This is a genomic window from Sphingomonas sp. GW821-FHT09B04 (assembly GCF_059418285.1).
On record NZ_JBWKPO010000001.1, the window covers coordinates 40,721 to 64,844 of the forward strand.

Sequence of the window (24,124 nt, forward strand, 5' to 3'; positions counted from 1 at the left end):
TAGAATACTTTCCAGAATGAAAATCAGCCGCTAGCACTAGTCCGATAGCGATTCGAGATCCTGCGAATCGCGAACAGGGGAGTGGTGCATGAAGCTGCACATTTTCGCCGCGACCGCCGCGGCCAGCCTGGTGATCGCACCGGTGCAGGGCCAGGAACCTGCGCCCGAATATGACATCGTCATCCGTGGCGGCCGCGTCCTCGACGGCGCGGGCAACCCCTGGGTGTCGGCAGACGTCGCGATCAGGGACGGCCGCATCGCGCGGATCGGCAAGGTCGTCGGCAAGGGCAAGCAGGAAGTCGACGCGCGTGGCCGGTACGTCACCCCCGGCTGGATCGACGTGATGGACCAGTCGGGCCGCGTGCTGCGCACCAACGGCATCGCCGAGAACAAGCTGCGCACTGGCGTGACCACGCTGATCGCCGGCGAAGGCGGCACGCCCGTTCCGGCCGACGAGATCACCGCCTATTTCAAGGAGCTGGAGACCAAGGGGATCGCGGTCAATTTCGGCACCTATTATTCGCCTACGCAAGCACGCCGCGAGATCATGGGCGACGCTGCAGGCACGCCGACGCCCGCACAGATGACTCAGATCAAGGCCAAGGTGCGCACCGCGATGAACGCCGGCACGCTCGGCCTTGCCACCGCCCTCATCTATCCGCCGGGCAGCTTCCAGACCACCGACGAGCTGGTCGAAATCGTCAGCACCGCAGCGCCATGCAACGCGGTCTATGCAACGCATATGCGCGACGAGAGCGAAGGGCTGCTCGACGGCATCAAGGAAGCGATCGCGATCGGCGAGCGTGCCGGCGTGAAGGTCGAGATCTTCCACCTCAAGGCGGCCTGGGCGCCCAAGTTCGGCCAGCTGATGCCGCAGGCAGTGAAGCTGATCAACGACGCGCGCGCCCGCGGCGTCGACGTCGCAGCGGACATGTATCTCTATCCCTTCGCGGGCACCGGCCTTGAGATCATCGCGCCCAACTGGGTGTACGAAAAGGGCTTTGCCGAGGCGGTGAAGCTGCTCAACGACCCGGCGCAGCGCGCGAAGATGAAGCGTGACATCGCCGCCGGACCGCAGCCGGGCTGGACCAACATGGTTGTTTCGGCCGGGGGCTGGGACAAGATCATGCTCGGCAACGCGCACAATCCGCGCTGGGACAAATACCGCTTCAAGTCGCTGGCGGAGATTGCCAAGGCCGAGAACGCCGATCCCGCCGACATCGCATGGGACATCACGCTCGCCGCGCTCCCCAAGCGCGCGGTCGCGCTCTATTTCATGATGGACGAGCGCGATATCGAAACCGCGCTCAAACAGCCCTGGGTCTCGATCGGCAGCGACGCCGGGGCGGCGGAAGTGTTCGGGCAGATCGACGGGCTCGGCCTTCCCCACCCGCGCGCCTATGGCAACGCCGCGCGCACCATCGCCGAATATGTGAAGCGCCGTCCGGTGCTGACGCTCGAGGATGCGGTACGCAAAATGACCTCATGGCCCGCGCACCGCATGGGCCTGACCGATCGCGGCGTGCTGCGCGAAGGGCTTCGCGCCGATGTGACGATCTTCGATTACGACAAGCTCGACGATCGCGCTGCGTTCAACCAGCCGACCGTCTCGCCGGTCGGAATCGATGATGTGATCGTCAACGGCCAGCTGGTGCTGGCGGGTGGCAAGGTGACCGGCGCCCGGCCGGGTTCGGTTCTGAAGGGCGCCTGCGCGGCGCCGGGAGCGCAACTCAAGTGACCAGATTGAAACTGACGACAAGGCTGGAGGAATGGGCGACGCACAGCCCGTTCCGCATCACCGGCAAGGTATGGACGAGCGTGCCGCTGCTGATCGTCGAGCTTTCCGACGGCACGCATGTCGGCCGCGGCGAAGGCGCCGGCGTCTATTATCGCGACGATACGCCCGCAAAGATGATCCATGAGGTCGAGGCGGTGCGCGACGCGATCGAGGCCGGGATCACCCGCGCCGAGCTCCTGACGCTCCTCCCGCCCGGCGGCGCACGCAACGCTGTCGACTGCGCCCTGTGGGAGCTCGAGGCGCGGCAGCGCGACACGACGGTGATGGCGCTGGCCGGCGTCCACGATCCGCGCCCGCTGGTGACCGTCTGCACCGTCGGCGCGGACACGCCCGAGGCGATGGCGCAGCAGGCGCTGGCCTATGGTCCGGTGCCCGCGCTCAAGCTCAAGCTGACCGAAGATCCGTCGAATGCGGACCGCGTGCGCGCAGTCCGCGCCGCCTGCCCCAAGGCGTGGATCGGGGTCGACGCCAATCAGGGCCTTAACCGCACAACGACTGAACAGCTGTTGCCGGTGCTGCTCGAGATGAACGTCGCGCTGCTCGAACAGCCGGTGCCGGTGGGACTCGACGCGACGCTCGACGGTCTCAAGTCGCGCATCCCGCTCGCCGCGGACGAGAGCGCACAGAGCCTTGTCGACCTGCCGTCGCTGATCGGGCGCTATCAGGTCGTGAACATCAAGCTCGACAAGTGCGGCGGGCTGACCGAGGCGCTGGAGATTGCAAAGCAGGCGTCGGTGCTGGGCCTCAAGGTGATGGTCGGCAACATGCTCGGCACCTCGTGGTCGATGGCCCCGGCCTATGTCGTCGGGCAATATTGCGACGTCGTCGACCTCGATGGTCCGCTGCTGCTCGGCCGCGACCGCGATGTCGCCGCGCAATATCGCGATGGCCGCATCGAGATTTCACCACTGGTGTGGGGAGGCAATGATGCCGCTGCCTTCGCTTGAACTGCCTGCCCCGTATCTGATCTTCCTCGGCGATCTGGCCGAGCCGGGCTATGCCAAGACCGGGCTTGGTCTTGCCGAATGGGCGCGCGACCGCTGCGTGGGTGAGCTGGCCTTTGCCGGGACCGTAGTCACCGCGGGCCTGCCGCGCATGACCATGGCGGAAGCCGTCGTCGCAGGTGCGCGATCGATGGTGATCGGCGTCGCCCATCCCGGCGGCGCGATCGCCGAAAGCTGGGTCGCGCCGCTCGTCGAAGCGATGGCGGCCGGACTCGATCTGGTAAGCGGGATGCACGGCCGCCTCGCCGATCATCCCGCGATCGCGGCCGCTGCCGAACGCTATGGTGTGAAGCTTCATGACGTCCGCGTGCCGCCCGCGGGGATCCCCGTCGGCAGCGGCGACAAGCGCAGCGGCAAAAGACTGCTGACCGTCGGCACCGATTGCGCGCTGGGCAAGAAGTACACCGCGCTGGCGCTCGCCCGCAGCTTTGCCGCGCGCGGCGTGCCGAGCGATTTTCGCGCGACCGGCCAGACCGGTATCCTGATCGCAGGCGGTGGCATCCCGATCGACGCGGTCGTTTCCGACTTCGTGTCGGGCGCGGCCGAGCTGATCAGCCCGGCGGCGGCGGCGGATCACTGGGATCTGATCGAGGGACAGGGATCGCTGTTCCACCCGAGCTATGCCGCGGTGACGCTGGGCCTTGTCCATGGCAGCCAGCCCGATGTCATCGTGCTGTGCCACATGCCGGGACGCACGACGATTCTGGGGCGGCCCAATTATCCGCTCCCGACGCTCGATGTCGCGATCGACGCCTATCTGGGCGCGGCGCGGCTGACCAACCCGGATGTGCGCTGCGCCGGGATCAGCCTGAATACGGTTGCGATGGACGACACAGCGGCAGCCGCCGAGATCGCGCGCGTGCAGGATCGCTACGGTCTGCCCGCAGCTGACCCGATCCGCGGCGGCGCTGCGTTCGATGCGCTGGCGGAAGCCTGTCTGCGCTGACAAGATGAACTGAACAACGGGAGTGATGGTGATGCGGAAGCACTTCGGACTGGCACTTGTCTCACTGGCCGTGCTGGCCGGAGCTCCGGTCACCGCCACCCCCGTGCCGGCGCCGACGGCGAGCGCACCCCGCCAGTCGGCGCCGGCTTACGATATCGTACTGCGTGGCGGCACCATCTATGACGGCAGCGGCAAGCCCGGCGTGACGGGCGACGTCGCGATCCGCGGCGAGCGCATCGTCTATGTCGGGCCGAAGGCGCCAGGCAAAGCGAAGACGGTGATCGACGCCAGTGGCATGGCGATCGCCCCCGGCTTCATCAACATGCTGAGCTGGGGCATCGAATCGCTGATCGCCGACGGCCGGGGCCTGAGCGAGCTCAAGCAGGGCGTGACGCTGCAGGTGTTCGGCGAAGGCGAGAGCATGGGGCCGCTCAATCCGGCGATGAAGGCGGACATGGTCCGCCGCCAGAGCGATCTGCGGTTCGCGGTCGAATGGACCACGCTCGGCGAGTATCTCGACTGGCTGACGAAGCACGGGGTATCGCAGAACGTCGCCTCTTACGTCGGCGCAGCGACGGTGCGGACCCATGTGCTGGGCGAAGGCGATGTCGATCCGGATGCGGGCCAGCTCGCACGGATGCGCGCGCTGGTCGCAGCGGAGATGCGGCAGGGCGCGCTCGGCGTCGGCTCGTCGCTGATCTATGCCCCGGCCAGCTATGCCGAAACCCCCGAGCTAATCGCTCTGGTCGACGAGGCAGCGCGCTGCGAGGGCGGTTATATCAGCCATATGCGCTCCGAGGGCGACCGGCTGATCGAAGCGATCGACGAGCTGATCGGAATCGCCCGCGCGACCGGCGCGCGTGCCGAAATCTATCATTTCAAGCAGGCCGGGCGCGACAATTGGCACAAGATCGATGCGGCGATCGCGCGCGTGGAAGCAGCGCGGCGCGAAGGGCTGAAGATCACTGCCGACATGTATCCCTATGACATCGCCGGCACCGGACTCGACGCGGCGATGCCGACCTGGGTCCAGTCGGGCGGGCTCGAGGCGTGGATCGAGCAGCTGCGCAAGCCCGAGGTGCGCGCGCGGGTGATCGCCGAGATGAAGGTTCCCGGTGTCGGCTGGGAGAATATGTACCGTGCCGCGGGCGGCGCCGGCGGGATGATCGCGGTCGGCTTCAAGAACGAGAAACTGAAGCCCCTGTCGGGCAAGACGATCGCGGAAATCGCCGCGATGCGCGGCACCACGCCCGAGGACACGATCATCGATCTGGTGATCGAGGATGGCAGCCGCGTCGGCACGCTCTATCGCCTGATGGACGAGAAGAATGTCGCACGCGCAACGTCGCTGCCGTGGATGAGCTTCGGATCGGATGCCGGCGCGCAGGCGCCCGAGGGCGCGTTCCTGAAATCGCGGCCGCACCCGCGCGCTTATGGCAGCTTCGCGCGTGTGCTCGGCAAATATAGCCGCGACGAGGGACGTCTGCCGCTGGCGGAGGCGGTGCGGCGGATGAGCGCGCTCCCGGCGGCTAACCTCGCGCTGCGCGAGCGCGGTTCGCTCAAGGTCGGCTATTATGCCGATATCGTGGTGTTCGACCCGAAGACGATCGCTGATCGCGCGACGGTCGAGAACCCCTGGGCGCTCGCGACCGGGGTGCGCGATGTGTTCGTCAACGGCACCGCGGCGCTGCGCGGCGGCGAGGCGACCAAGGCGCGGCCGGGGCAGGTCGTGCGTGGCCCGGGCTGGACGGGCTGGCCCGGCGGCGGCGCGTGCAAGCCGGGGAAATAGGCCCGGCTAGTTCCCGAACACCTGTTGCCCTTCCTTGAAGGTGGCGCTGACGGCGATGCTGGCGAGCCGGTCGGGGTCGATGGTCATCGGATTGTCGGCGAGGATGGTGAGATCGGCGAGCTTGCCGCGCGTGAGCGAACCCTTGCGGTCGTCCTCGAAATGCTGCCACGCGGCCCATAGCGTCATCGCCCTGAGCGCGACATCCACGGGAACGCGCTGGTCCGCACCGAGAATGTCGCCCGATCGTGTACGCCGCGTGACCGTCGCCGAGAGCACGCGCATCGCATTGGGATTGGCGACCGGCGCGTCGTGGTGCGAGGTGAAGCGCATCCCGCGCCGCAGCGCCCAGCCGCAGGGCGAGATATTCTCCGCGCGGCGCGGACCCAGCACCGAATCGCGGTGCCAGTCCCCCCAGTAGAAGGTGTGCATCGGAAAGAAGGACGGGACGATGCCCAGCGCCTTGAGCTGGTCGACCTGATCCTCGCGCGTCACCTGCCCATGGATCAGCACCGGGCGGCGATCGGCGGGACCGTGGCGGCGCGTCGCTTCGCGCACCGCGGCGATCAGCAGGTCGACCGCGGCGTCGCCATTGGCATGGACCTCGATCTGCCAGCCACGCGCGAAAGCAAGGTCGACGGCGTCGATCGCCTGCTTCTCGGTGATCGCAGGATAGCCGGCATAGGCCGACGAACGCCCTGCCGGCGGGACGTAATAGGGCTGCGACATCCACGCGGTCTTGGCCTGCGGCGATCCGTCGATGGTGAGCTTGACCCCGCCGATGCGGAAACGCCCGACATAGTTGCGGCGATAGATCGGCAGCGCCATCGCATCGGTCGAGGTCAGGATGTCGGGGAAGGACAGCACGTCGATCGGCAGCCCGCCCTGCGCCGCGACCGATTCGATCAGGCGGCAGGTGTCGGTCGACGAGCGGCCGTCCTGACAGGTGGTGTAGCCGAAACTGGCATAGAATCCCGCGCCCTCCTGGAGCATCTCGCGGTTCGCCTGCGCATCCATGCGCGTGAACAACACCCCCATCATCGCGAACAGCGCGGTTTCCTCGAGCACACCGTTGGGCTCGCGCGATCCGGCCTCGCGCCGATAGATGCCCCCGTCCGGATCAGGAGTCTCCGCGGTCACGCGCGCCGCGGCGAGCGCGGGCGTGTTGACCACGCCCATATGGCTCGACTGGTGCAGGAACAGGATCGGGACGTCGCGCGAGATCGCGTCCAGCTCGGCCCGGGTCGGGTGGCGCTGCTCCTTCAGCTGGCTATCGTCATAGCCAAAGCCGATCACCAGCTGGCTCTTGCGCACCAGCGCGTCGTGGCGCCGCATCCAGTCGCGGGTGATCCGCTGGAGCGCGGGGATCGTATCGCCCTCGCCATCGGGCGCGGGCAGCAGATTGGCATAGCGTGCCTGCAGCCCGACCATCGAGACATGGCCGTGCGGGTCGAAGAAGCCGGGCAGCAAGGTTCGCCCCTGAAGATCAAAGCGCCGCGCTCCGCGCCCGGCAGCGGCGTTGGCTGTATCGAGCGTGCCGGCCGCAACGATCAGTCCGTTGCGTATCGTGATTGCTTCCACGTTCGGCGCGGTATCGTCCATCGTCAGGATCGTTCCGCCATGGAAGACCGTCGCCTGCCCGGTCTCCTGCGCCATTGCGCGTCCGCCAAGTGCGAGCAGCCCCGCGCCGATGCCCCCCTGCCGGAGCAGGGTACGGCGGTCGGGTCCCCGGTCGATCGGTGCCATGATGCTTCCCCTGTCAGTAGTTGGCGATCAGATTGATATATCCTCCAGCCCAGTTCGGCGCGTCGACCGAGCGCACGATCGAGTTGATCCCGGCGCCGGGGGTCGAGACGGAGATGCCCGCGGTCAGGTAGATATTAGGCGTCACCACCCGGCTGTATTCGAGATAGAAATCGTCCGAGAGGTGCGAGCGCGTGACGCCCGTGATCGGGTTGGCGATGCCGTCCACGAACTCAAGACGCGTCGCCTGCCCGAACTGAATCGGACTGCCCAGCTTGTTGGCGCTGATCCGCGCGATTCGTGCGGTGATCGTGTCCTGCTTGCCCGGCGCGATGCTGAAGACAAGCTGATGCGCGTTCACGTTGGAGTTGATGAACACCATCGACGATTTGGAGCCGGTCGACCAGGCGCTGGGATTGCCCTCAAAATAGAGTGGATCGAAACGCTCGAGCCGCGTGGTGGTGGGATCATCGCCTGAAAAGGTCTGGTAGATGTAAGAGATGCTCGGCCGCCAGCGGTGGCTGGCGAAGGTATATCCGGCCTGCACCCGTCCGCCCCATGCCCGCAGATCGATCCGATCGTTGCGCTCCAGCGCCAGGTCGAGGGCAAGCCAGGCATTGGCGAACGGCCCCGAATCCGGCGCGACGCGGGCATAGGCGGCCAGAAACTGCAGTCCGTCACGCGCGCCTTCGATGATCGTCGGCACGCCGATCCCGCCAAGGGGGGCCTTGGGGTAGGGCGCGCGCGAACGCACCACCTTGCCCAGCGTCACCCCCGCGAAATTACCGGCCCTGCCATCGTAGCGCAGGTCGAACCCCGCCATGCTCGTGTCGGTATCGTTATCGGGCGCTTCGTTGGGATCGAGATAGAAGGCGGTCGCCGTGAAGCCGCCCTTGCTTCCACGCGCAAGCCCCGCCACGCGCCACGCCCGCCGCGGCCCGAGCTTGAGTGCGCCGCGCGAAAACCCGCTCGACCCGCCATTGGCGAGCAGCATCCCCGTTCCCGCCTTCCACTCGCGCGCACCAAAGGAAAGGTCGACCTGCCCGGCCTTCGCTTCGCCCGATTGCAGGCCGAGATAGAGTTCCTCGACCGTGGTCTGGCCGTTGTTGCCGGCGCCGAAGGCATCGGTGCCGACCGTAACCGAGGTGGTGATCGACGCGCCGCCATAGAGAGCGGTCTTGTCGCCCGCCTGATGACGGACGGTGATTCCGGGCTTCACATAGAATTCGAACCAGCGCGCATCCGAATTGAATTCAGAGTTCCCTGCAACGGTTTGCGCGAACTCCCAGAACAGATTGTCCTCGACGACCAGATTGGCCCCGGCCTCCACGCGCGCGCGCACTTCCGTGTTCTCGGTCCGTGCGAGCACCATGACATCGTTCGATTGCGCGAACAGTGGTTCGGGAGCGCCGGCCGCCATCAGCAGCGCGAAAACCAATACACAAGCGGATCGGCGCATCGCAGACACCCCTTCCCGCCCGGCATATCAAAATCCGGAAATCGATGATAGCCACATCGGCTTCCTGAAAAGTCTAAATCTACTTGCAACAACTCTGAGCATGAGGAAATTCGTCTTCAGAATATTTTGGTTATCGCCGTGCAAACGAAATGATGCTGACCATTATTTTATCAAATCGGGTAGCCGCATTCACGAACCCGGAAACGCATCCATCAAGATGAATGTTGCTTCCTGCCGTTGATGGGCATTGATGAGGGGGACGAGCCGCGTGAAATGCTCACTGCGGCAATGTGCATCCAGAGCCGCCCGATCCGGCCATGCCTCGATGAAGACGAAATGCCCGGGATCCTTCTGATCGACGAACAAATCATAGGCGATGCAGAGCTCTTCCCGCCGGGTCTGCTCGACCAGTTCGCGGTAGAGCGGCAGGACGATCTCAACCGCCTCCGGCCTGATGAAATCCTCGGCGATGACCTTGAGCATAGGATGGCTCTCCACTTGGGCAAACGGATGGATCGAAGACCGGGGATACCAGAATTGACGGCATCTGCGGCCCGGCCGGCGCGAACCGGGCCGAACGCGATATCAGACGAAGCGATTGCTGTGCGAGTTCTGAACGGGTGTTGGCAGTTGCCCCGCCGCTTGTCTTTCGGCCTGCGTCGCTCGATGATGCGGCATGGCGTCGAAAACCAGGCCGATTGGGCAGATCGCGCGCGCGACGCAGATGAGCGTCATCGTCGATGCCGAAGATTATTTCCGCTTCGCGCATGCCGCGATGCTCAAGGCCCGCAAACGGATCATCCTTATCGGATGGGATTTCGACGCCCGGATCAAGCTGATCCCCGATCAAGCGGCACAGGGCACCCGCACGCCTTCGTCCATCGGCGATCTCGTCTACTGGCTGGTTCAGCACCGGCCTGAACTGGAAGTGTTCCTGCTACGCTGGGACCTCGGCGCACTTAAATCCCTGTTTCGCGGAAAGACCGCATTCACCGTCGCCAAATGGATGATGCACCCGCGCATCACGGTGAAACTCGACAGCCATCACCCGACCGGCGCCTCGCACCACCAGAAGATCATCGTAATCGACGATTGTTTTGCGTTTTGCGGCGGTATCGACATGACGAGTGACCGCTGGGACACGCGCGCCCATCGTGACGACCAGCCGGAGCGTGTCCAACCCAATGGGACACCCTATGGCCCCTGGCACGACGCCACGACCGCCTTGCAAGGTCCGGCGGCAGCGACCCTCGGCAAACTTGCTCGCGATCGCTGGAAACGCGCCGGGGGAAGGCCGCTCCCTGCGCTGCGGACCCGGCACGATTGCTGGCCCCCCGCACTCCCTGTCCAGTTTACCGATGTCGATGTCACGATCGCCCGCACCGCTCCCAGGATGCCGGATCAGCGGGCTGTGCTGGAGATCGAACAACTCTATCTCGAGCAGATCGCACGCGCCCGACGCTTCATCTACGTCGAGAGCCAGTATTTCGCGTCACGACGTATCGCCGAGGCTTTGGCGCGCCGCCTCGACGAAGCCGACGGACCCGAGATCGTCATCGTCAATCCGGAGCGCGCGCAAGGTTGGCTCGAGCCGCTTGCCATGGATACGGCGCGCGCACGTCTGGTGGCCACGCTGCGCCGTCGCGACCGGCATGATCGCTTGCGGCTCTATCATCCGGTTACCCGTGATCGGGTCCCGATCTATGTCCACGCCAAGATCCTGATCGTCGACGACCAGATTCTGCGCGTTGGCTCGTCCAACATGAACAACCGGTCGATGCGGCTCGACACGGAATGCGACGTGGTGATCGACTGTACGAGTCAACAAAATCGGGGCAATGCGGCGCAGATTGCGGCGATCCGCGACGACCTGCTCGCGGAACATCTCGGCGCCCCGCCCGCGACCGTTTCGCGGCGCATCGCAACGACCGGATCGCTGATCGAGACGATCGAACACCTGCGGTTCACCGGCCGCAAGAACGCGCGTAACCGGCGCCGGACCCTCGTACCGTATGAGATCCCCGATTTATCGGACGTCGAGGCGTGGCTGGCCGATAACGAGGTCCTCGATCCCGAGCAGCCCGACGATATGTTCGAGGCGCTCAGCCGGCCCGGCCTTTTGAGCAGACTGCGTTAGCGCCAACCGCGATATCCTGTGACGCGTGCGATTGACTTCGCAGGTCACAGTTCGGACTGGCCGCCCTGCCGGAAGCGTGCCGTATCACGAACTCTGCCCTGAGAGCGATCGACCGCAAGGTCCAGCGCAGCTCTCACGGCAGCTGGCTTCATCGCTCAAAATTCTCTGATTTGAAATTTTATCTCTTTTTGCTTGAATTTCTCCGATTTGTCTGCCCGTATAGAAATCGGCCGGCTGCGGTCTCATTCAGGACCATTCACAAGAAAAATGGCCTGACAAGCAGCGTTCGCCATCAGGGAAGGTGAAGAGGATTCTATGAAGGTTGTTCAACTCCGCTGGCTACTCGCCGGCACCGCGCTCACTGTCATCGCCAGCCAGGCCCCGGCCTTTGCGCAGACCGACCCGGAGGCTGGCGTCGAGAGCGCGAGAGCCGAAGACGAGATCGTCGTTACAGGTTCGCGCATCCAGCGCTCGGGTTTCGACGCACCGACCCCGACCACGGTGATCGGCGAAGCCGAACTGGCACTCGGCAACCGGCCGAGCGTGGCGCAGGTACTGAACGACGTACCCCAGTTCCGGGCAAGCTCGACTCCGACGACCACCGCCGGCAACACCAACAGCGGCGTCTCGACCGCCGATATGCGCGGGCTTGGCGGGATGCGCACGCTCACCCTGCTCAACGGCCACCGCTTCTCGGGTTCGCAGGACCTCAACACAGTACCGCAGAGCCTGGTCAAGCGCATCGACGTCGTCACCGGCGGCGCATCGGCGGCATGGGGCTCAGGCGCGGTCGCGGGCGTGGTCAACATCATCCTGGACGATGACTTCACCGGCTGGAAGCTCGGCGCCCAGGCAGGCGTATCGACGCGCGGCGACGGCGGGCGCTACGGCGCCGACATCGCCTGGGGCACAGACTTCGCGGGCGGGCGCGGCCACTTCATGGTCGCGGGCGACTATATGAAGGAAAACGGCATCCTCAGCCGCAAGGGGCGTCCCAACCTCGAGGCTGGCCTGTTCGTGCATCCGACCGAGGGCCTCAAGTTCGCGCGCGATCCCAATTCGACCCAAGTCTATAATGGCGGCTCGATCCTCAGCACCAGCGCAGCTCCCTACGGCCTGGTCTTCGGCCCCGATGGCAGCATCAACCCGTTCCCGTACGGCAGCATCACCAGCGGCACGACCACGCTCGGCGGCGGCGGCCAGAACACCTTCGACTATGTCGCGGTCAGCGCGCCCTATGAGCGCGTCAACGCCTTTGCCCGCGCCAGCTACGACGTGACCGATTCGCTGAAGGTCTGGGCGCAGTTCAGTTTCCACCGCATGACCGGCAACTACGGCCTGTTCCCCGAGACCGCGGCCGATGCGAGCACGCTGATCCGGCCCGACAATGCCTTCCTGACCGCGGCGAACCGCACCCGTCTGGCCGCAGCCGGCATCACCGGACCATTCCTGCTCGGCCGCTTCCTCGACGATATCGGTTCCGACCGTCGAATGCTGACGCTCAAGTACAACCGCCGCAATCTGGAGGGCGCGATCGGCCTCGAAGGCAGCTTCGGCAACGGCTGGAAGTACAACGCCTATTATGATCACGGCGAAACCCGGCTCGATCAGGGGATCAACAACCAGCGGATCAAAGCGCGCTTCGCCAATGGCGTCGATTCGGTGCTGGTCGGTGGCAAACCGACGTGCCGGATCAACGCCGACGCATCGACGGCCAATGACGATCCCAATTGCGTGCCGATCAATATCCTCGGCAACGGCAATATCTCCGACGCGGCGGCGAAATGGGCGTTTGGCGGTTCGCACATGATCGCCACGATCAAGCTCGACGCGGCGGGCGCCAGCCTGTCGGGCCAGCCCTTCTCGACCTGGGCCGGACCGGTCGATATCGCGCTAGGCACCGACGTCCGCTGGGAGAAGCAGGTCACCAACTATGTCGACCCGCTGTCGCTGGCCAATGCGCTGAGCGTGCTCAACTCGTCGGCGACCAACGGCGGCTTCAACGTCAAGGAAGCCTTTGTCGAAGCGAACCTGCCGCTGATCAATGCCGAGGGCGTGGCCAAGCTCGAGATCAATGGTGCCGCGCGCTACTCGGACTACAGCACCAGCGGCGGCATCTGGTCGTGGAAGACCGGCGGCACGCTGCGCCTGGTCAACGACCTGCTGCTGCGCGCAGTCTATTCGCGCGACATCCGTTCGCCCAGCATCACCGAATATTATCTGAGCCGTTCGGTAAATATCGGCGTCTTCCAGGACCCCTATCGCGGCGGTGCGGTACAGAGCAACGTCACCGTCTATGGCGGCGGCAACAAGAACCTGACGCCGGAGATCTCGCACACGCTGACGCTCGGCGGGTCGTATTCGCCGAGCTTCATCCCGGGCTTCCGCCTGTCGGTCGATTATTACGACATCAACATCGACAACGTCATCACGGTGATCCCGACGCAGACGCTGCTCACCCAGTGTTTTGCCAAGGCACCGTCCGACCCGACCTGCGGCGGCGTCATCGTCCGCAAGACGAACGGCGAAATCGACACGATGACGAACCCGTATCTCAACCTCGCCAACTACAACACGCAGGGACTTGATATCGAGGCGTCGTACCGCACGGCACTCGGCAACGGGCAACTGACCCTCCGTGCGCTGGCCAATCACGTCCTCCACCTGAAGGTCGATGGCGTCGAGGTGTCGGGCATCGTTGGCGGCGAGACCGCCTTCTCGACCCCGAAATGGCGCGGGAGCACGACGGTGGCGTTCGACAACGAGCATTTCGGCGCCAATCTGCGCGTCCGCTATGTCGGCGGCGGCACGTACAATGCGCAGAAGATCGTCGACGGCCGCAACGGCAGCCGTACCTATGTCGATATCGGGCTTCAGGCGAAGGTCGGTTCGTTCACGCTGTTCGGCAACGTCAACAACCTGTTCGACCGCGATCCGCCGCTCACCCAGTACATCACGCCGAACTACGACGTGATCGGCCGCTATGTTTCTGGTGGTGTGAAGCTCAACTTCTGACCCTCGAGCTTCATCCGCAGATCACTGGAGGCGGCGGGGTTACCCGCCGCCTCTTTTTGTTTGCGCTCGGGCGGCGACCCACGCCAACCCTCGCGACAACATTGCGCACCGCGCGCCCGCAAAGGCGCGATCGTACCCCGCCCCTCCGGAAGTGGCCGTGTGCCCCGGATGCGTGGGCGCGATGCCCCGGAGCCTTGCTCGCCGGTTTGGGAATGGTGTGAAGCGGACACCCATGGCGCTCCGGCCGTTTGCACGGAGCAGGCGATCGACCTGAACAGCAAATCGAGAGCAGGTCGATTTTGCGTCCGCCTGGACCGGATCGAGTCCACGAACGCATGCGCCAGAAACAGCTTCGCCGCGCCTGACGAAGGGAGCATCGTCTGGCGCGGCGGCACTATGGAAGCCGCGGCTCGAATGCGAACCGCAGCTTCAGGTAATGGCGTGTGTCAGTAGTTCACCGTCATCGCGATCAGACCGAAGGTCCAGGCGACATACAGTGCCAGCAGCATCGCCAGCAGCACCAGAACCGCCCAGATCGTGCGGAACCAGCCGCGCTTTTCCTGAAGGACGATGCGGAGGTTCCACACCGCAATCGCCACACCGCCGATGAAGACGATCAGCCCGGCGATCTGGAGGAACCACAGCCACGGATCGAAGGACGGGATCGCCTTGAGCGTCGACAGGCTGACCAGCCAGGCGGTGGTGATCGCAAGCACCAGCCCAGACGCGACGCGCACGCCGCGATAGGCGAGCAGCGAACGACGCACGAGCGTGAGTGGCGCCTTGTAGTTGCGGCGGATCAGCGCCGAGACCGGCCATTGCAGGAAGGTGAGCAGCAGCACGGCGATGCCGGCATAAAGCGCGGGCTTGATCCATGCCGCCGATTTCGAAGCAGGCGCGCGATCGAACACCATGAAGGGCGAGATGCCGTCCATGCTCCAGCGTACGACCTTGCCGTCGACAACCTGCGCGGCAAGTCGGCCATGGCCATTGGCGTTGTGCCAGACGAACGGCGCGGTCTCGACCCATTTCGCGGGCACGCCGTTGAGGTCGCGTGCGGCCGGAACGATCAGCTCGCCGTTCGCGCCGACGCTGATCGTGACCTGGCCGACGAGCGAGGCAAGCGCATAGAAGTTCGTTTCCGCACGGCGGCTGTTGAGCCAGTTCCCGGTCATCTGCCGCGCATGCTCGGCCGACGTCTTCGCATCGACGCGCGTGGCGGGCATCTCGTTTCCGGGCAGATAGCGGTCGGCGAATTTCTCGAACAATGCCTTGCGGACGGGGCCGGCCGCCCCTTCCGCACCGGTCGCGTTGACCGACAGATAGAGGCCGATCTTCTCGTTCATGAACAGGTGCAACGCGGTGTGGAACAGCTGGGTATCACCCAGATGCGCGATCACCTGACGACCATTGATGTTGGTTTCGAAGAAGCCCAGCTCCATCCGGTTGAGCGGAGGCAGGATGGTGAGCGGCGAGTCGTGCATCGTCCGCGCGGTTTCAGGCTTCATCAAACCCGCGCCCTGATTGAGGTGCGCGATCATGAATTTGGCCATATCGGCGCCGGTCGAAGACAGCGCCCCTGCCGGTGCCGGGCCGACGATCTCGAACTTCGAGGCCGCGTCCGAACCCTTGCGATACCCCGCCGCCATGTGCGGCTCGAAACCCTTGGGCAGCGGCTGGCGGAAGGTCGACTGGGCCATGCCGAGCGGGCGGAAGATGCGCTGCTCGATATAGTCGTCGAACGACATCTTCGATGTGCGCTCAACGATATAGCCGGCCAGCGCGGTGCCGTAGTTGGAATAGGACGGCGTCGTCCCCGCGGCGTAGATGCGCTTGGGCTGGACTTTCACATAATCGCCCAGCGAGATGTTGAACTTGAGGTCCTCGAAGATGGTGCGCTTGCCATGTTCCTCGAACCCGGCGGTGTGCGTCATCAGCTGGCGCATCGTCACCGGCTTGCCCTGATAGGGGCGAATCTCGAAATCGAGATAAGCGTTGACGTCCTTGTCGAGGTCGATCCGGCCCGCCTCGACCTCCTGCATCACCGCGGTCCAGGTGAAGAGCTTCGACACCGATCCGGGACGGAACAGCGTCTTGGCAGGATCAACCGGCGTGCGCTTGGCGACATCAGCATAGCCGAAGCCGCGCTGGGTCAGCACCTGACCGTCCCTGACCACGACGACCACGGCACCCGCCAGATCCCCGCGAGCGAGCGCATAGGGCATCAGCCCATCGAGCCAGCCGTCAATATCTTCTTTGGTCAGCGGCCTTGCGCCCGGTGCCAGGGGTGCCGCTGCCGGAGCGGCGGAGGCCGGAGCCGGCTGAACCGCCTTCGGTGCGGCCGGAACAGGCGTTTGCGCCTGCCCAGATGCGCCGACGCCCAACAGCAGGGCGAACGGCAACAAGGCTGTTTGCACGATCGATCGCATGTCTCACTCTCCCGGCGCGCCTCGCGATGCGAGGCCGCTCATTCTTGTGTTCAACGACGAGGCCGGATCACTCCCCAGCCGGACGGACGACGGCGCCGCCCTTCATCACGAAATGCACCGCTTCGAGTTGCTTGACGTCCTTGAGCGGATCGCCGCGCACCGCGACGATGTCCGCCGCCTTGCCCGCCGCGATCGAGCCGATCTCATTCTCCAGCCCGATATGCGTCGCGCCCCACACGGTCGCCGCGCGGATCGTGTCGAGCGGGGTCATTCCCGCCTTCACCATCAGCGCGAACTCGCGGGCATTCTCGCCATGTTTGGAGACGGCGGAGTCGGTGCCGAAGGCGATCTTCACACCGCCCTGATGCGCGCGACGCAACGCATCGACCATCAGCGGACCCACCGTGCGCGCCTTGACGCGGACCGGCTCGGGCATCCAGTCGGCGGTATCGGCCTGCCGTGCGACCGTGTCGCCGGCAAGCAGGGTCGGGACGAGATAGCTTCCTTTCGCCTTGAACAGCCGGATCGATTCCGGGTCCATGAACGTGCCGTGCTCGACCGAGTCCACGCCCGCGCGCAGCGCGGCGTTGACGCCGTCGGTGCCATGCGCGTGCGCGGCAACCTTGCGGCCGAGCCGATGCGCGGTCTCGACGATCGAAACCAATTCGGCGTCGCTCATCTGCTGGCCGAGACCCGCCGCGGTGTTCGACATCACCCCGCCGGTCGAGGCGGTCTTGATGATGTCGGCACCCGACTGAATTGCCTGCCGCACCGCGCGCGCGCAATCGTCGGCGCCCGAGCAGAGCGTCGGCGAACGGAACAGGTCAATGATCTCCTGACGATATCCATGGGCATCGCCATGCCCGCCATGCGCGGCGACCCCGCCCGCGGCGATGATGCGCGGGCCGACGATCTTGCCGCTGGCGGTCGCGTCGCGCAGCGCCTTGATCGCTTCCATCGACGCGCCGAGATCGACGACCGTGGTGAAGCCAGCGCGAACCGTCCGCCCGGCATAGACGACGCCGTCGAACGCCTGGTCGGTGGTCGATTTGGTCACCGCGTCGAGCCGGCTGGTCGGGCTCGATTCAAAGGTCAGGTGAACATGGCTGTCGATCAGGCCGGGCATGACGAACGCGTCGCGCAGATCGACCACCTTCCCCTCGCCGACATAGCCGTCGCGGATCTCGACGATCTTGCCGCGCTCGACGACGATCGTCTTCGCCGTCTCGACCCGGCCACTCGCCGGATCGGCAAGCAAACGGCCGGCATGGACATAGGTCCGTGCCGGCGCTTCCTGCGCGATGGCAGGCTGGACGAATGCGGCGCAGGTCAGCGCCGCCACAATGACCTTCTTCATGCCCTGTTCCTTCTCCTGTCGGTTTCGGGCGCGGTCATCCGCGTCCCCAGATTGCTTCGCTGCACCAGGCATCGCCGTCGCAATATTCGATCGAGGGCGTGCGGTCGGCGGCAAGGAAGATCGGTCCGTCGAGATCGACGATGTCGCAGAGCTGGCCGACGATGAAGGCGGGCGCCATCGCCAGGCTGGAACTGACCATGTTGCCGACCATCACGCCAAGACCCAGCTCGCGGGCGCGGCGCGCCATGGCGAGGCCCTCGGTCAGGCCGCCGCACTTGTCGAGCTTGATGTTGACGACGTCGAACCGGCCGACCAGCCCATCGATATCGGCGAGCGTCAGCACGCTTTCATCGGCGGCCAGCGGGATCGGGCTGCGATAGCCGTCGAGATCAGCCTCACGCCCGCGCGCGAGCGGCTGTTCGAGCAGCTTCACGTCCGCCGCGACCAGCGCGGCGATCAGCCGGTCCAACTCGCCGATCGCAAAGCCCTGATTAGCGTCGACGCCGATCCAGCAATCCGGGCGCGCCGCGCGCACCGCGTCGACCCGCGCGATATCGAGATCGAGGTCGCCGGTCAGCTTGAGCTTGAGCGCGCGCGCCTGAGCGAATTCGCGCGCACCCGCCGCCATCACTTCGGGATCGTCGGCACCGAGCGTGAAGGTGGTGCGCAGCGGGCGCGGTGCGGGCAGGTCCGCCAGCTCGTGCACCGGCGTATCGCTGCGCCGCGCGCCCAGTTCCCACAACGCGCAATCGATCGCGTTGCGCGCGCCGCCGGCCGGCAGCAAGTTCTGCAACCCGTCGCGCGTGATCCCGGCCTCGACCGCCGCGCGCGCGCCCTCGATCGCCGCGGTCATCGCCGGAACATCGTCGTCGAGATAATAGACCCCTGCCGCCTCGCCGCGTCCGATATGGATGCCGTCCGAAAGGGTGACGATCACGACCGGCGACTCGGTGAAGACATGGCCGGAGATGCGGAAGGGCTTGGCGAGCGGAAGCGATTCGATCGCCAGGCTGAGTGAAAGCTGGGTATTCGTCATCGAAATTTATCCTTCGGTCGGTTCACGGCGCCGTCTTGGCCGGCGCCAGCGCCGCGGCGATCCGCGACAGATATTTGTTCCAGTCGAAGCTCTGCCCCTCAGGGGTCCAGCCGAGCCGGACGATCACCGCGTCCTGCGAGGGAATCGCCGCGACGATCTGAAAACTATGCCCCCGCGCCATCACGGTATCTTCGGGCAGGTCCGGGTAGAGCTTGCGGCGCTCGCCGTTGCTTTCGGCACGGTTCAGCCAGAGCTGCGCGCCATAAACGGGCCGCGGCGAGGCCGTGGTCGGCGTCACCGCGAAATCGAGCCATTCCCTGGAGAGCAATTGCTTGCCCCCGACCTTGCCCTTGTTGAGGTGAAGCAGCCCGTAGCGCGCCCAGTCGCGCGCGGTAGCATAGGCATAGGAACTGCCGACCTGCACCCCTGCTTCGTCGGGTTCGATCAGCGCGCTGGTCATGCCGGTGGGTTCGAACAATCGCTTCTGCGCGAAGCGGGTCATGCCCTCCAGCGTCCCCCCCGTCGCCTGAAACACGATGCGCGACAGGATGTTGGTCGTCCCCGACGAATAGCTCCAGCTCGTGCCAGGCGCCTCCTTCAACGGCTTGGCCGCCGCCATCGCGCCCATGTCGCCCGCCTCGAACAGCATCCTGATCGAGTCATTGCCGGGCACATAGCTTTCGCTGAAGGCCAGTCCGCTCGACATCGTCAGAAGTTGCCGCAGCGTGATCTTGGCGCGCGCATCGCCTTCGCCCTTCCACTCGGGGACCGGTGCGGGTTCGTCGAGCTTCAGCACGCCGTCATCAACAAGCAGACCGACAAGCGTTCCCATGATGCTCTTGCTCGCCGACCAGCCGAGCATCTCGGTATTTCGGTCGAATCCCGGTGCATAATGTTCGGCGACGATCGCGCCGCCCTGAACCACAACGATCGCGCGCGTGTCGGGATAGCCGTCCTTATTCTGCTCGTCGAAGGCGGCCCTCACCGCTCTATCGAGCGCGGCGCGATCCAGCCTGGCTTCAGCGGCGGACTGAAGCTTCGTCACCGGGACATCGCCGATCGGCCAGGGCTTCGCGGCTTTCGCCCGCATCGGCTTGAGCCGCGCCGCCTGCACATCGAGCGCGGTGGTCGACACATCGCCGGTCAGCAAGGTGCACCCGGCGACCGGTCGGTAGAGCGCGATCCGCGGCGCGGTGCCCGGCGCCGACGCCGTGACGGTCCGCGCCTGGCGGTCGACCGCGAGCGTCACCGCCTTCATGAACGGTGCGAAGGGATGGATATCCTGGCGCAGCACATCGGCCTCTGGCCGCTCCGCGACGAAGATGCCGGCGCAGGCGATCTGCGCGGAAACGGCGATGCCGAGATCTTCGGGGGTCGCGACCTTCGGCCCCGCCGCCAAAGCCGGCGCCGAAGCGGCGAGCGCGAGTCCGCCCAAGCAAAGCCGGGATAGATGGCTGGCCATGGCTTTAGACCCCGCAGCTATGGCGAAGCACCTTGCCGGCCTTGGCGCCGCTATGCTTACCGTCGGCGAAGGTGACGACGCCGTTGACGATCACCGTCTCAATCCCGGTCGGCGAAGCGGTCGGCTTGTCCCAGCTCGCGACATCGTCGAGCGTGTTCAGATCGAAGACCACGATGTCGGCGCGCATCCCGTCGCGGATCAGCCCGCGATCGGTGAGCCCCATGCGCTGCGCCGGCCAGCCGGTCATCTTGCGCACAGCATCCTCGAGCGACAGCACCGGGCGGCGCTTCACATATTCAGCGATGATGCGCGGGAAGGTGCCATAGGCACGCGGGTGCGGCAGGCCGAGGTCGTCCATCTCGCCGAATTTCTCCGACGCCGCAGCATCGCTGCCGATGCTCACCCAGGGCTGTTTGAGCGCGGTCTCGATATCCTTCTCGTTCATCATGAAATAGAGCGCGACCGAACGGTTGGGCAGACCTTCGAGCAGGATGTCCCATGCGACATCAGCCGGGTCGCGCTTCAGCGCGGCGCCGATCTCGGCGAGGCTCTTGCCGTGGTACGGCCGGTATTTGTCGCTGAAGCTGTTGGCGAGGCGGACGTTCTGGAACCCGCCCGAAGCATGGACGAGGTTCGACCAGCCGGGCATCGATCCCGCGGCAACTTCCTTCTTCATCCGCTCACGCAGCTTGGGATCGCGAAGCCGTTCGATGCCCTTCTCGACGCCGTCGGCCCAGACCCAGCTCGGCGCGATGATCTCAAGCCCGGTGCCGCCGGCGGTGTAGGGGTAGAGGTCCGCCGCGACATCGACCCCGCGCGCCCGCGCCGCGTTGATCGTCGCCAGCGCCTGCGGCATCAGCTTGCCCCAGCCGGGGGCATAGGCGCCCTTGAGGTGGAAGATCTCGACCTTCACCCCGCCCTTCTCGCCGATCTCGATCGCTTCCTCGACCGCCTTGACCAGCCCTTCGCTCTCGTCACGCATATGGGTGGCGTAGAAGCCGTCGCATTGCGCGGCGACCTTGGCCAGCGTGACGAGATCCGACGTCGTCTGGAAGCTGCTCGGCGGGTAGATCAGCGCGCTGGTGATGCCGAACGCGCCATTCTGCATCGCGAGTTTGACCTCGCGCCCCATCTCTTCGAGCTGCGCAGCGGTCGGCGATCCGGCGCCATCACCCATCACCTTCATCCGCGCCTGCGTGGCGGAGTAGTAGGTTCCGAAGTTGATCGAGATACCCTGCTGCTCGAGCTTACCGAAATAGGCCGGGATTTCGGCGGCGGGCACCGGGGTCCCGCCCTCGCCCGCGATCACCGTGGTCACGCCCATGCGCAGCTTGTTCTCGGCCGCACCGCTCTTGAGCAAGACGCCGCCCGACTGGTCCATCATGTCGATGAAGCCGGGCGAGACATAGCGGTCGCGCGCGTCGATTTCCTTGGCGCCTTTGCCCGAGACCTTGCCGATACGGACCACGCGACCGTCCTTCACCGCGACATCGGCGCGAACCCAAGGGCTGCCCGCGCCGTCGAGGACGCGGCCGTTCCGAATTACGATGTCATATTCGGGCGCGGGCGCGTTCGCGACCAGCAGCAACGACAGGGCACCGAACAGGATCTTACGCTTCATCATTCCGTCTCCCGGTCGGCGGCCCGCGAGCCGACGACTTTTGCTGTTATTTCCTTGCGGCTGCCTGCGCATCGGCGCGCACCGTATCGACGACTTCACGCACCGCGGCGATCACGACTTCGGGGCGATCGACCTGGATATAATGGGTGGCGTCGGGCACGAGCTGCTGGCGTCCGCGGGTCGAGAAGGCCGTCTGTTCGGCATGGAGCGTCTTCCACTCCTGCTTGAACCGCTCGCCTTGCTCCGGCTTCATCCCCAGCCCCTTCAGTTGCTCGGGCTTCATAGGCGCCATCGCGGTCAGCACGATCAGCGGCCGGTTGCCGAAGCTGTGGACGGCACGCGCATCAGCCATGGTGTCGTCGAACCCGTCGAGTTCGGACGCCGACCCCCGGATCGAGGTGCTGCCATAGGCGCCCGCTATCGCGAGCGCGCCGGCGAGCTTCTTGGTTTCGGCTTCCGTCCGAAGCTGCGGAGTGTCGCTGCGCTTGATCAGGAAGCGCACGATTCCGGTCCAGGCGAGGGCTTTTGCCCCGTGCACGATCGTCGACGCCCGATTGGGATGGGCATCGATACCCGACACCTTGCCAAGCCGCGCGACCTGATCGGGATGCGACGGATCGACCATCACCAGCCCTGCGACCTGATCGCCATATTTGCCGACATAGGTGCGCGTATAGGGACCGCCGATCGAATGACCGACGAGCACCAGCGGGTCGTTGATCCCCGCGCCCTTCAGCAGCGCATGGAGATCGTCGGCGACGGCCGAAGCGTGCTGCGGCGTATCCTTGGGGTCGCTCCACATGATGCCGGCGCGGTCATAGGCACAGGTGCGCGTGAAGCCGGCGATCTGATCATGCACCAGCGTCCAGTCGGTCGTCCCGCCCGTCCCCAGACCGGATTCCAAGATGACAGTCGGCGATCCGGTGCCGCGGCAATCGATGTGCATCTTGCGCCCGCCGACATCGACGAGCTTGCCCGGCGGCGGATACTTCGCCTGCGCGTTTCGGCGCCCCAGCGCCTCATAGATCGTGCCGATGATCACGATGATCATGGCAAGGGCCAGCAGGCCGAGCAGGATGCGCTTCAGCCATCGCAGGACGCGCCGCCATCCGCCCGGCTTCTTGATCGCGGCTTCGGACATCATGCGTTCCTTTCGATGGCTGAACCCGCGATCATGCGAGGCAGGCGTCCACAAGCCGGTCAAATGCCGCGCCGCCGCGGATGGGGTCGGCGACCGGCAGGCCGAGCCGCTCGCTTTCGGCTTCCATTAGCGCCGCCGCCGCGTCCGCATCCATATGCGCAGTGTTGAACGATACGCCTGCACAGCGGATAGCCGGATTGGTCCGCGCGCCAAGGCGCAGGTTGAGCTCGATCGTCTCCTCGATGCTCGGCAGCTTATAGCCAGGCAGACCCATCACCTCGGTGCGGCCAGGTTCGTGGCAGACGATGATCGCGTCCGGCTGACTGCCATGGAGTAACCCCAGCGACACTGCGGCATAGGCCGGGTGGAAGAGCGAGCCCTGCCCCTCGATCACGTCCCAATGATCCGGTGCGGCGTCGGGGCTCACCGCTTCGGCGGCGCCCGCTTCGAAATCGGAAACCACGGCGTCCATCGGGATACCACCACCGGCGATCATGATGCCGGTCTGACCGGTCGCGCGGAAATCGGCATCGACCCCTCGTGCGGCAAAGGCCCGAGCGATCGCGAGCGCGGTGTACTTCTTGCCCAGCGCGCAGTCGGTTCCGACGGTGAGCAGGCGCTTGCCGGTCCGCTTGCGGCCCGAGCCGACGGGCAAGCCTTCGGGCGGATGACGCACATCGATCAGCTGCCGGCCGAGACGCTGTGCCCGTTCGGCGAGGCCCGGCACATTTGCCAGCCGCATGTGCATGCCGCTGACAATATCGAGCCCGGCGTCGAGCGCTTCGACCAGCGCCGGTATCCAGCTCGCGGCGATGACGCCGCCGCTGTTCGCAACACCGATCAGCAGCGAACGCGCGCCCCGCGCATGCGCCTGCGCCGGAGTCAGTTGCTCGAGGCCAGCGCTGACCGTCGCGTTCGCCAGCGCATATTCGCCGACGCATTTTTCAGGCGCCCAGTCGCGTAGCCCGAACGCGGTTTTGGCATAGCCGCGCTCGGTCGTGTCACCGAGGAAGAGCAGATAGGGCTGCGGCAGGACCAACGACCCGGCGCCCGTATCGAAAGAGGTTTGGATGTTCACGTACTCACCCTGCTAAAATCAGAAGCCGGACATTCGAGGCGATTGCACGCCGCACGCCTCGATGACCTGATCCGACAGTAATTCTCTATTTGGAAAATACAACATAATTCGC

General features: G+C 65.5%; 16 protein-coding genes. 6 read left to right on the forward strand and 10 right to left on the reverse strand.

The window, feature by feature from the left end; all coding sequences use genetic code 11:
* Window positions 1-88: 88 nt before the first annotated feature.
* From AC07NK_RS00135 to AC07NK_RS00150, 4 genes are read left to right on the forward strand one after another with little or no spacing between them, the layout of a single operon-like run.
* Window positions 89-1,738, forward strand: coding sequence for an N-acyl-D-amino-acid deacylase family protein (locus tag AC07NK_RS00135; RefSeq protein ID WP_495168544.1), 1,650 nt, complete (start codon window positions 89-91; stop codon window positions 1,736-1,738).
* The gene (locus AC07NK_RS00140) at window positions 1,735-2,745 is read left to right on the forward strand and encodes a dipeptide epimerase (RefSeq protein ID WP_495168545.1); all 1,011 of its coding nucleotides are present in this window, start codon (window positions 1,735-1,737) and stop codon (window positions 2,743-2,745) included. Before AC07NK_RS00135 ends, AC07NK_RS00140 begins: the two co-directional genes overlap by 4 nt.
* Window positions 2,726-3,748, forward strand: a complete 1,023-nt coding sequence (locus AC07NK_RS00145; protein ID WP_495168546.1) for an N-acetyltransferase DgcN family protein — start codon at window positions 2,726-2,728, stop codon at window positions 3,746-3,748. The genes AC07NK_RS00140 and AC07NK_RS00145 overlap by 20 nt, the downstream gene beginning before the upstream one ends.
* 31 nt (window positions 3,749-3,779) lie before the next feature.
* Window positions 3,780-5,537 carry an N-acyl-D-amino-acid deacylase family protein gene (locus AC07NK_RS00150; protein ID WP_495168547.1) on the forward strand — a complete coding sequence of 586 codons (1,758 nt, stop codon included), beginning with the start codon at window positions 3,780-3,782 and terminating at the stop codon, window positions 5,535-5,537.
* 6 nt (window positions 5,538-5,543) lie between these two features.
* Here the strand turns inward: AC07NK_RS00150 and AC07NK_RS00155 are convergent, their stop codons facing one another.
* The 3 genes from AC07NK_RS00155 to AC07NK_RS00165 all read right to left on the reverse strand — a co-directional run bounded on the left by AC07NK_RS00155 (window position 5,544) and on the right by AC07NK_RS00165 (window position 9,219).
* Entirely contained in the window at window positions 5,544-7,280 is a 1,737-nt protein-coding gene (locus AC07NK_RS00155) for an amidohydrolase (protein ID WP_495168548.1), read from the reverse strand.
* A gap of 13 nt (window positions 7,281-7,293) precedes the next feature.
* On the reverse strand, window positions 7,294-8,736 hold the full coding sequence (locus AC07NK_RS00160; protein WP_495168549.1) for an alginate export family protein: 1,443 nt from the start codon (window positions 8,734-8,736) through the stop codon (window positions 7,294-7,296).
* Between the two features lie 189 nt (window positions 8,737-8,925).
* The gene (locus AC07NK_RS00165; protein ID WP_495168550.1) at window positions 8,926-9,219 is read right to left on the reverse strand and encodes a putative quinol monooxygenase; all 294 of its coding nucleotides are present in this window, start codon (window positions 9,217-9,219) and stop codon (window positions 8,926-8,928) included.
* 193 nt (window positions 9,220-9,412) lie between these two features.
* On the opposite strand from AC07NK_RS00165, the gene AC07NK_RS00170 reads away from it, so the two are divergent.
* The gene (locus AC07NK_RS00170; RefSeq protein ID WP_495168551.1) at window positions 9,413-10,873 is read left to right on the forward strand and encodes a phospholipase D-like domain-containing protein; all 1,461 of its coding nucleotides are present in this window, start codon (window positions 9,413-9,415) and stop codon (window positions 10,871-10,873) included.
* Between the two features lie 315 nt (window positions 10,874-11,188).
* Window positions 11,189-13,888 carry a TonB-dependent receptor plug domain-containing protein gene (locus AC07NK_RS00175; RefSeq protein WP_495168552.1) on the forward strand — a complete coding sequence of 900 codons (2,700 nt, stop codon included), beginning with the start codon at window positions 11,189-11,191 and terminating at the stop codon, window positions 13,886-13,888.
* Between the two features lie 446 nt (window positions 13,889-14,334).
* Here the strand turns inward: AC07NK_RS00175 and AC07NK_RS00180 are convergent, their stop codons facing one another.
* From AC07NK_RS00180 to AC07NK_RS00210, 7 genes are all read right to left on the reverse strand, one after another.
* The gene (locus AC07NK_RS00180; protein WP_495168553.1) at window positions 14,335-16,317 is read right to left on the reverse strand and encodes a serine hydrolase domain-containing protein; all 1,983 of its coding nucleotides are present in this window, start codon (window positions 16,315-16,317) and stop codon (window positions 14,335-14,337) included.
* A 67-nt stretch (window positions 16,318-16,384) separates the two neighbouring features.
* Entirely contained in the window at window positions 16,385-17,674 is a 1,290-nt protein-coding gene (locus AC07NK_RS00185) for a metal-dependent hydrolase family protein (protein WP_495168554.1), read from the reverse strand.
* A gap of 34 nt (window positions 17,675-17,708) precedes the next feature.
* The gene (locus AC07NK_RS00190; protein WP_495168555.1) at window positions 17,709-18,710 is read right to left on the reverse strand and encodes a dipeptide epimerase; all 1,002 of its coding nucleotides are present in this window, start codon (window positions 18,708-18,710) and stop codon (window positions 17,709-17,711) included.
* A gap of 22 nt (window positions 18,711-18,732) precedes the next feature.
* On the reverse strand, window positions 18,733-20,145 hold the full coding sequence (locus AC07NK_RS00195; RefSeq protein WP_495168556.1) for a serine hydrolase domain-containing protein: 1,413 nt from the start codon (window positions 20,143-20,145) through the stop codon (window positions 18,733-18,735).
* Between the two features lie 31 nt (window positions 20,146-20,176).
* A complete protein-coding gene (locus tag AC07NK_RS00200) occupies window positions 20,177-21,793 on the reverse strand; it encodes an N-acyl-D-amino-acid deacylase family protein (protein ID WP_495168557.1) in 1,617 nt (538 codons plus the stop codon).
* Between the two features lie 46 nt (window positions 21,794-21,839).
* Window positions 21,840-22,934, reverse strand: a complete 1,095-nt coding sequence (locus tag AC07NK_RS00205; RefSeq protein WP_495168558.1) for an alpha/beta hydrolase — start codon at window positions 22,932-22,934, stop codon at window positions 21,840-21,842.
* Window positions 22,935-22,965: 31 nt separating this feature from the next.
* Entirely contained in the window at window positions 22,966-24,012 is a 1,047-nt protein-coding gene (locus tag AC07NK_RS00210) for an N-acetyltransferase DgcN family protein (RefSeq protein WP_495168559.1), read from the reverse strand.
* Window positions 24,013-24,124 lie beyond the last annotated feature (112 nt).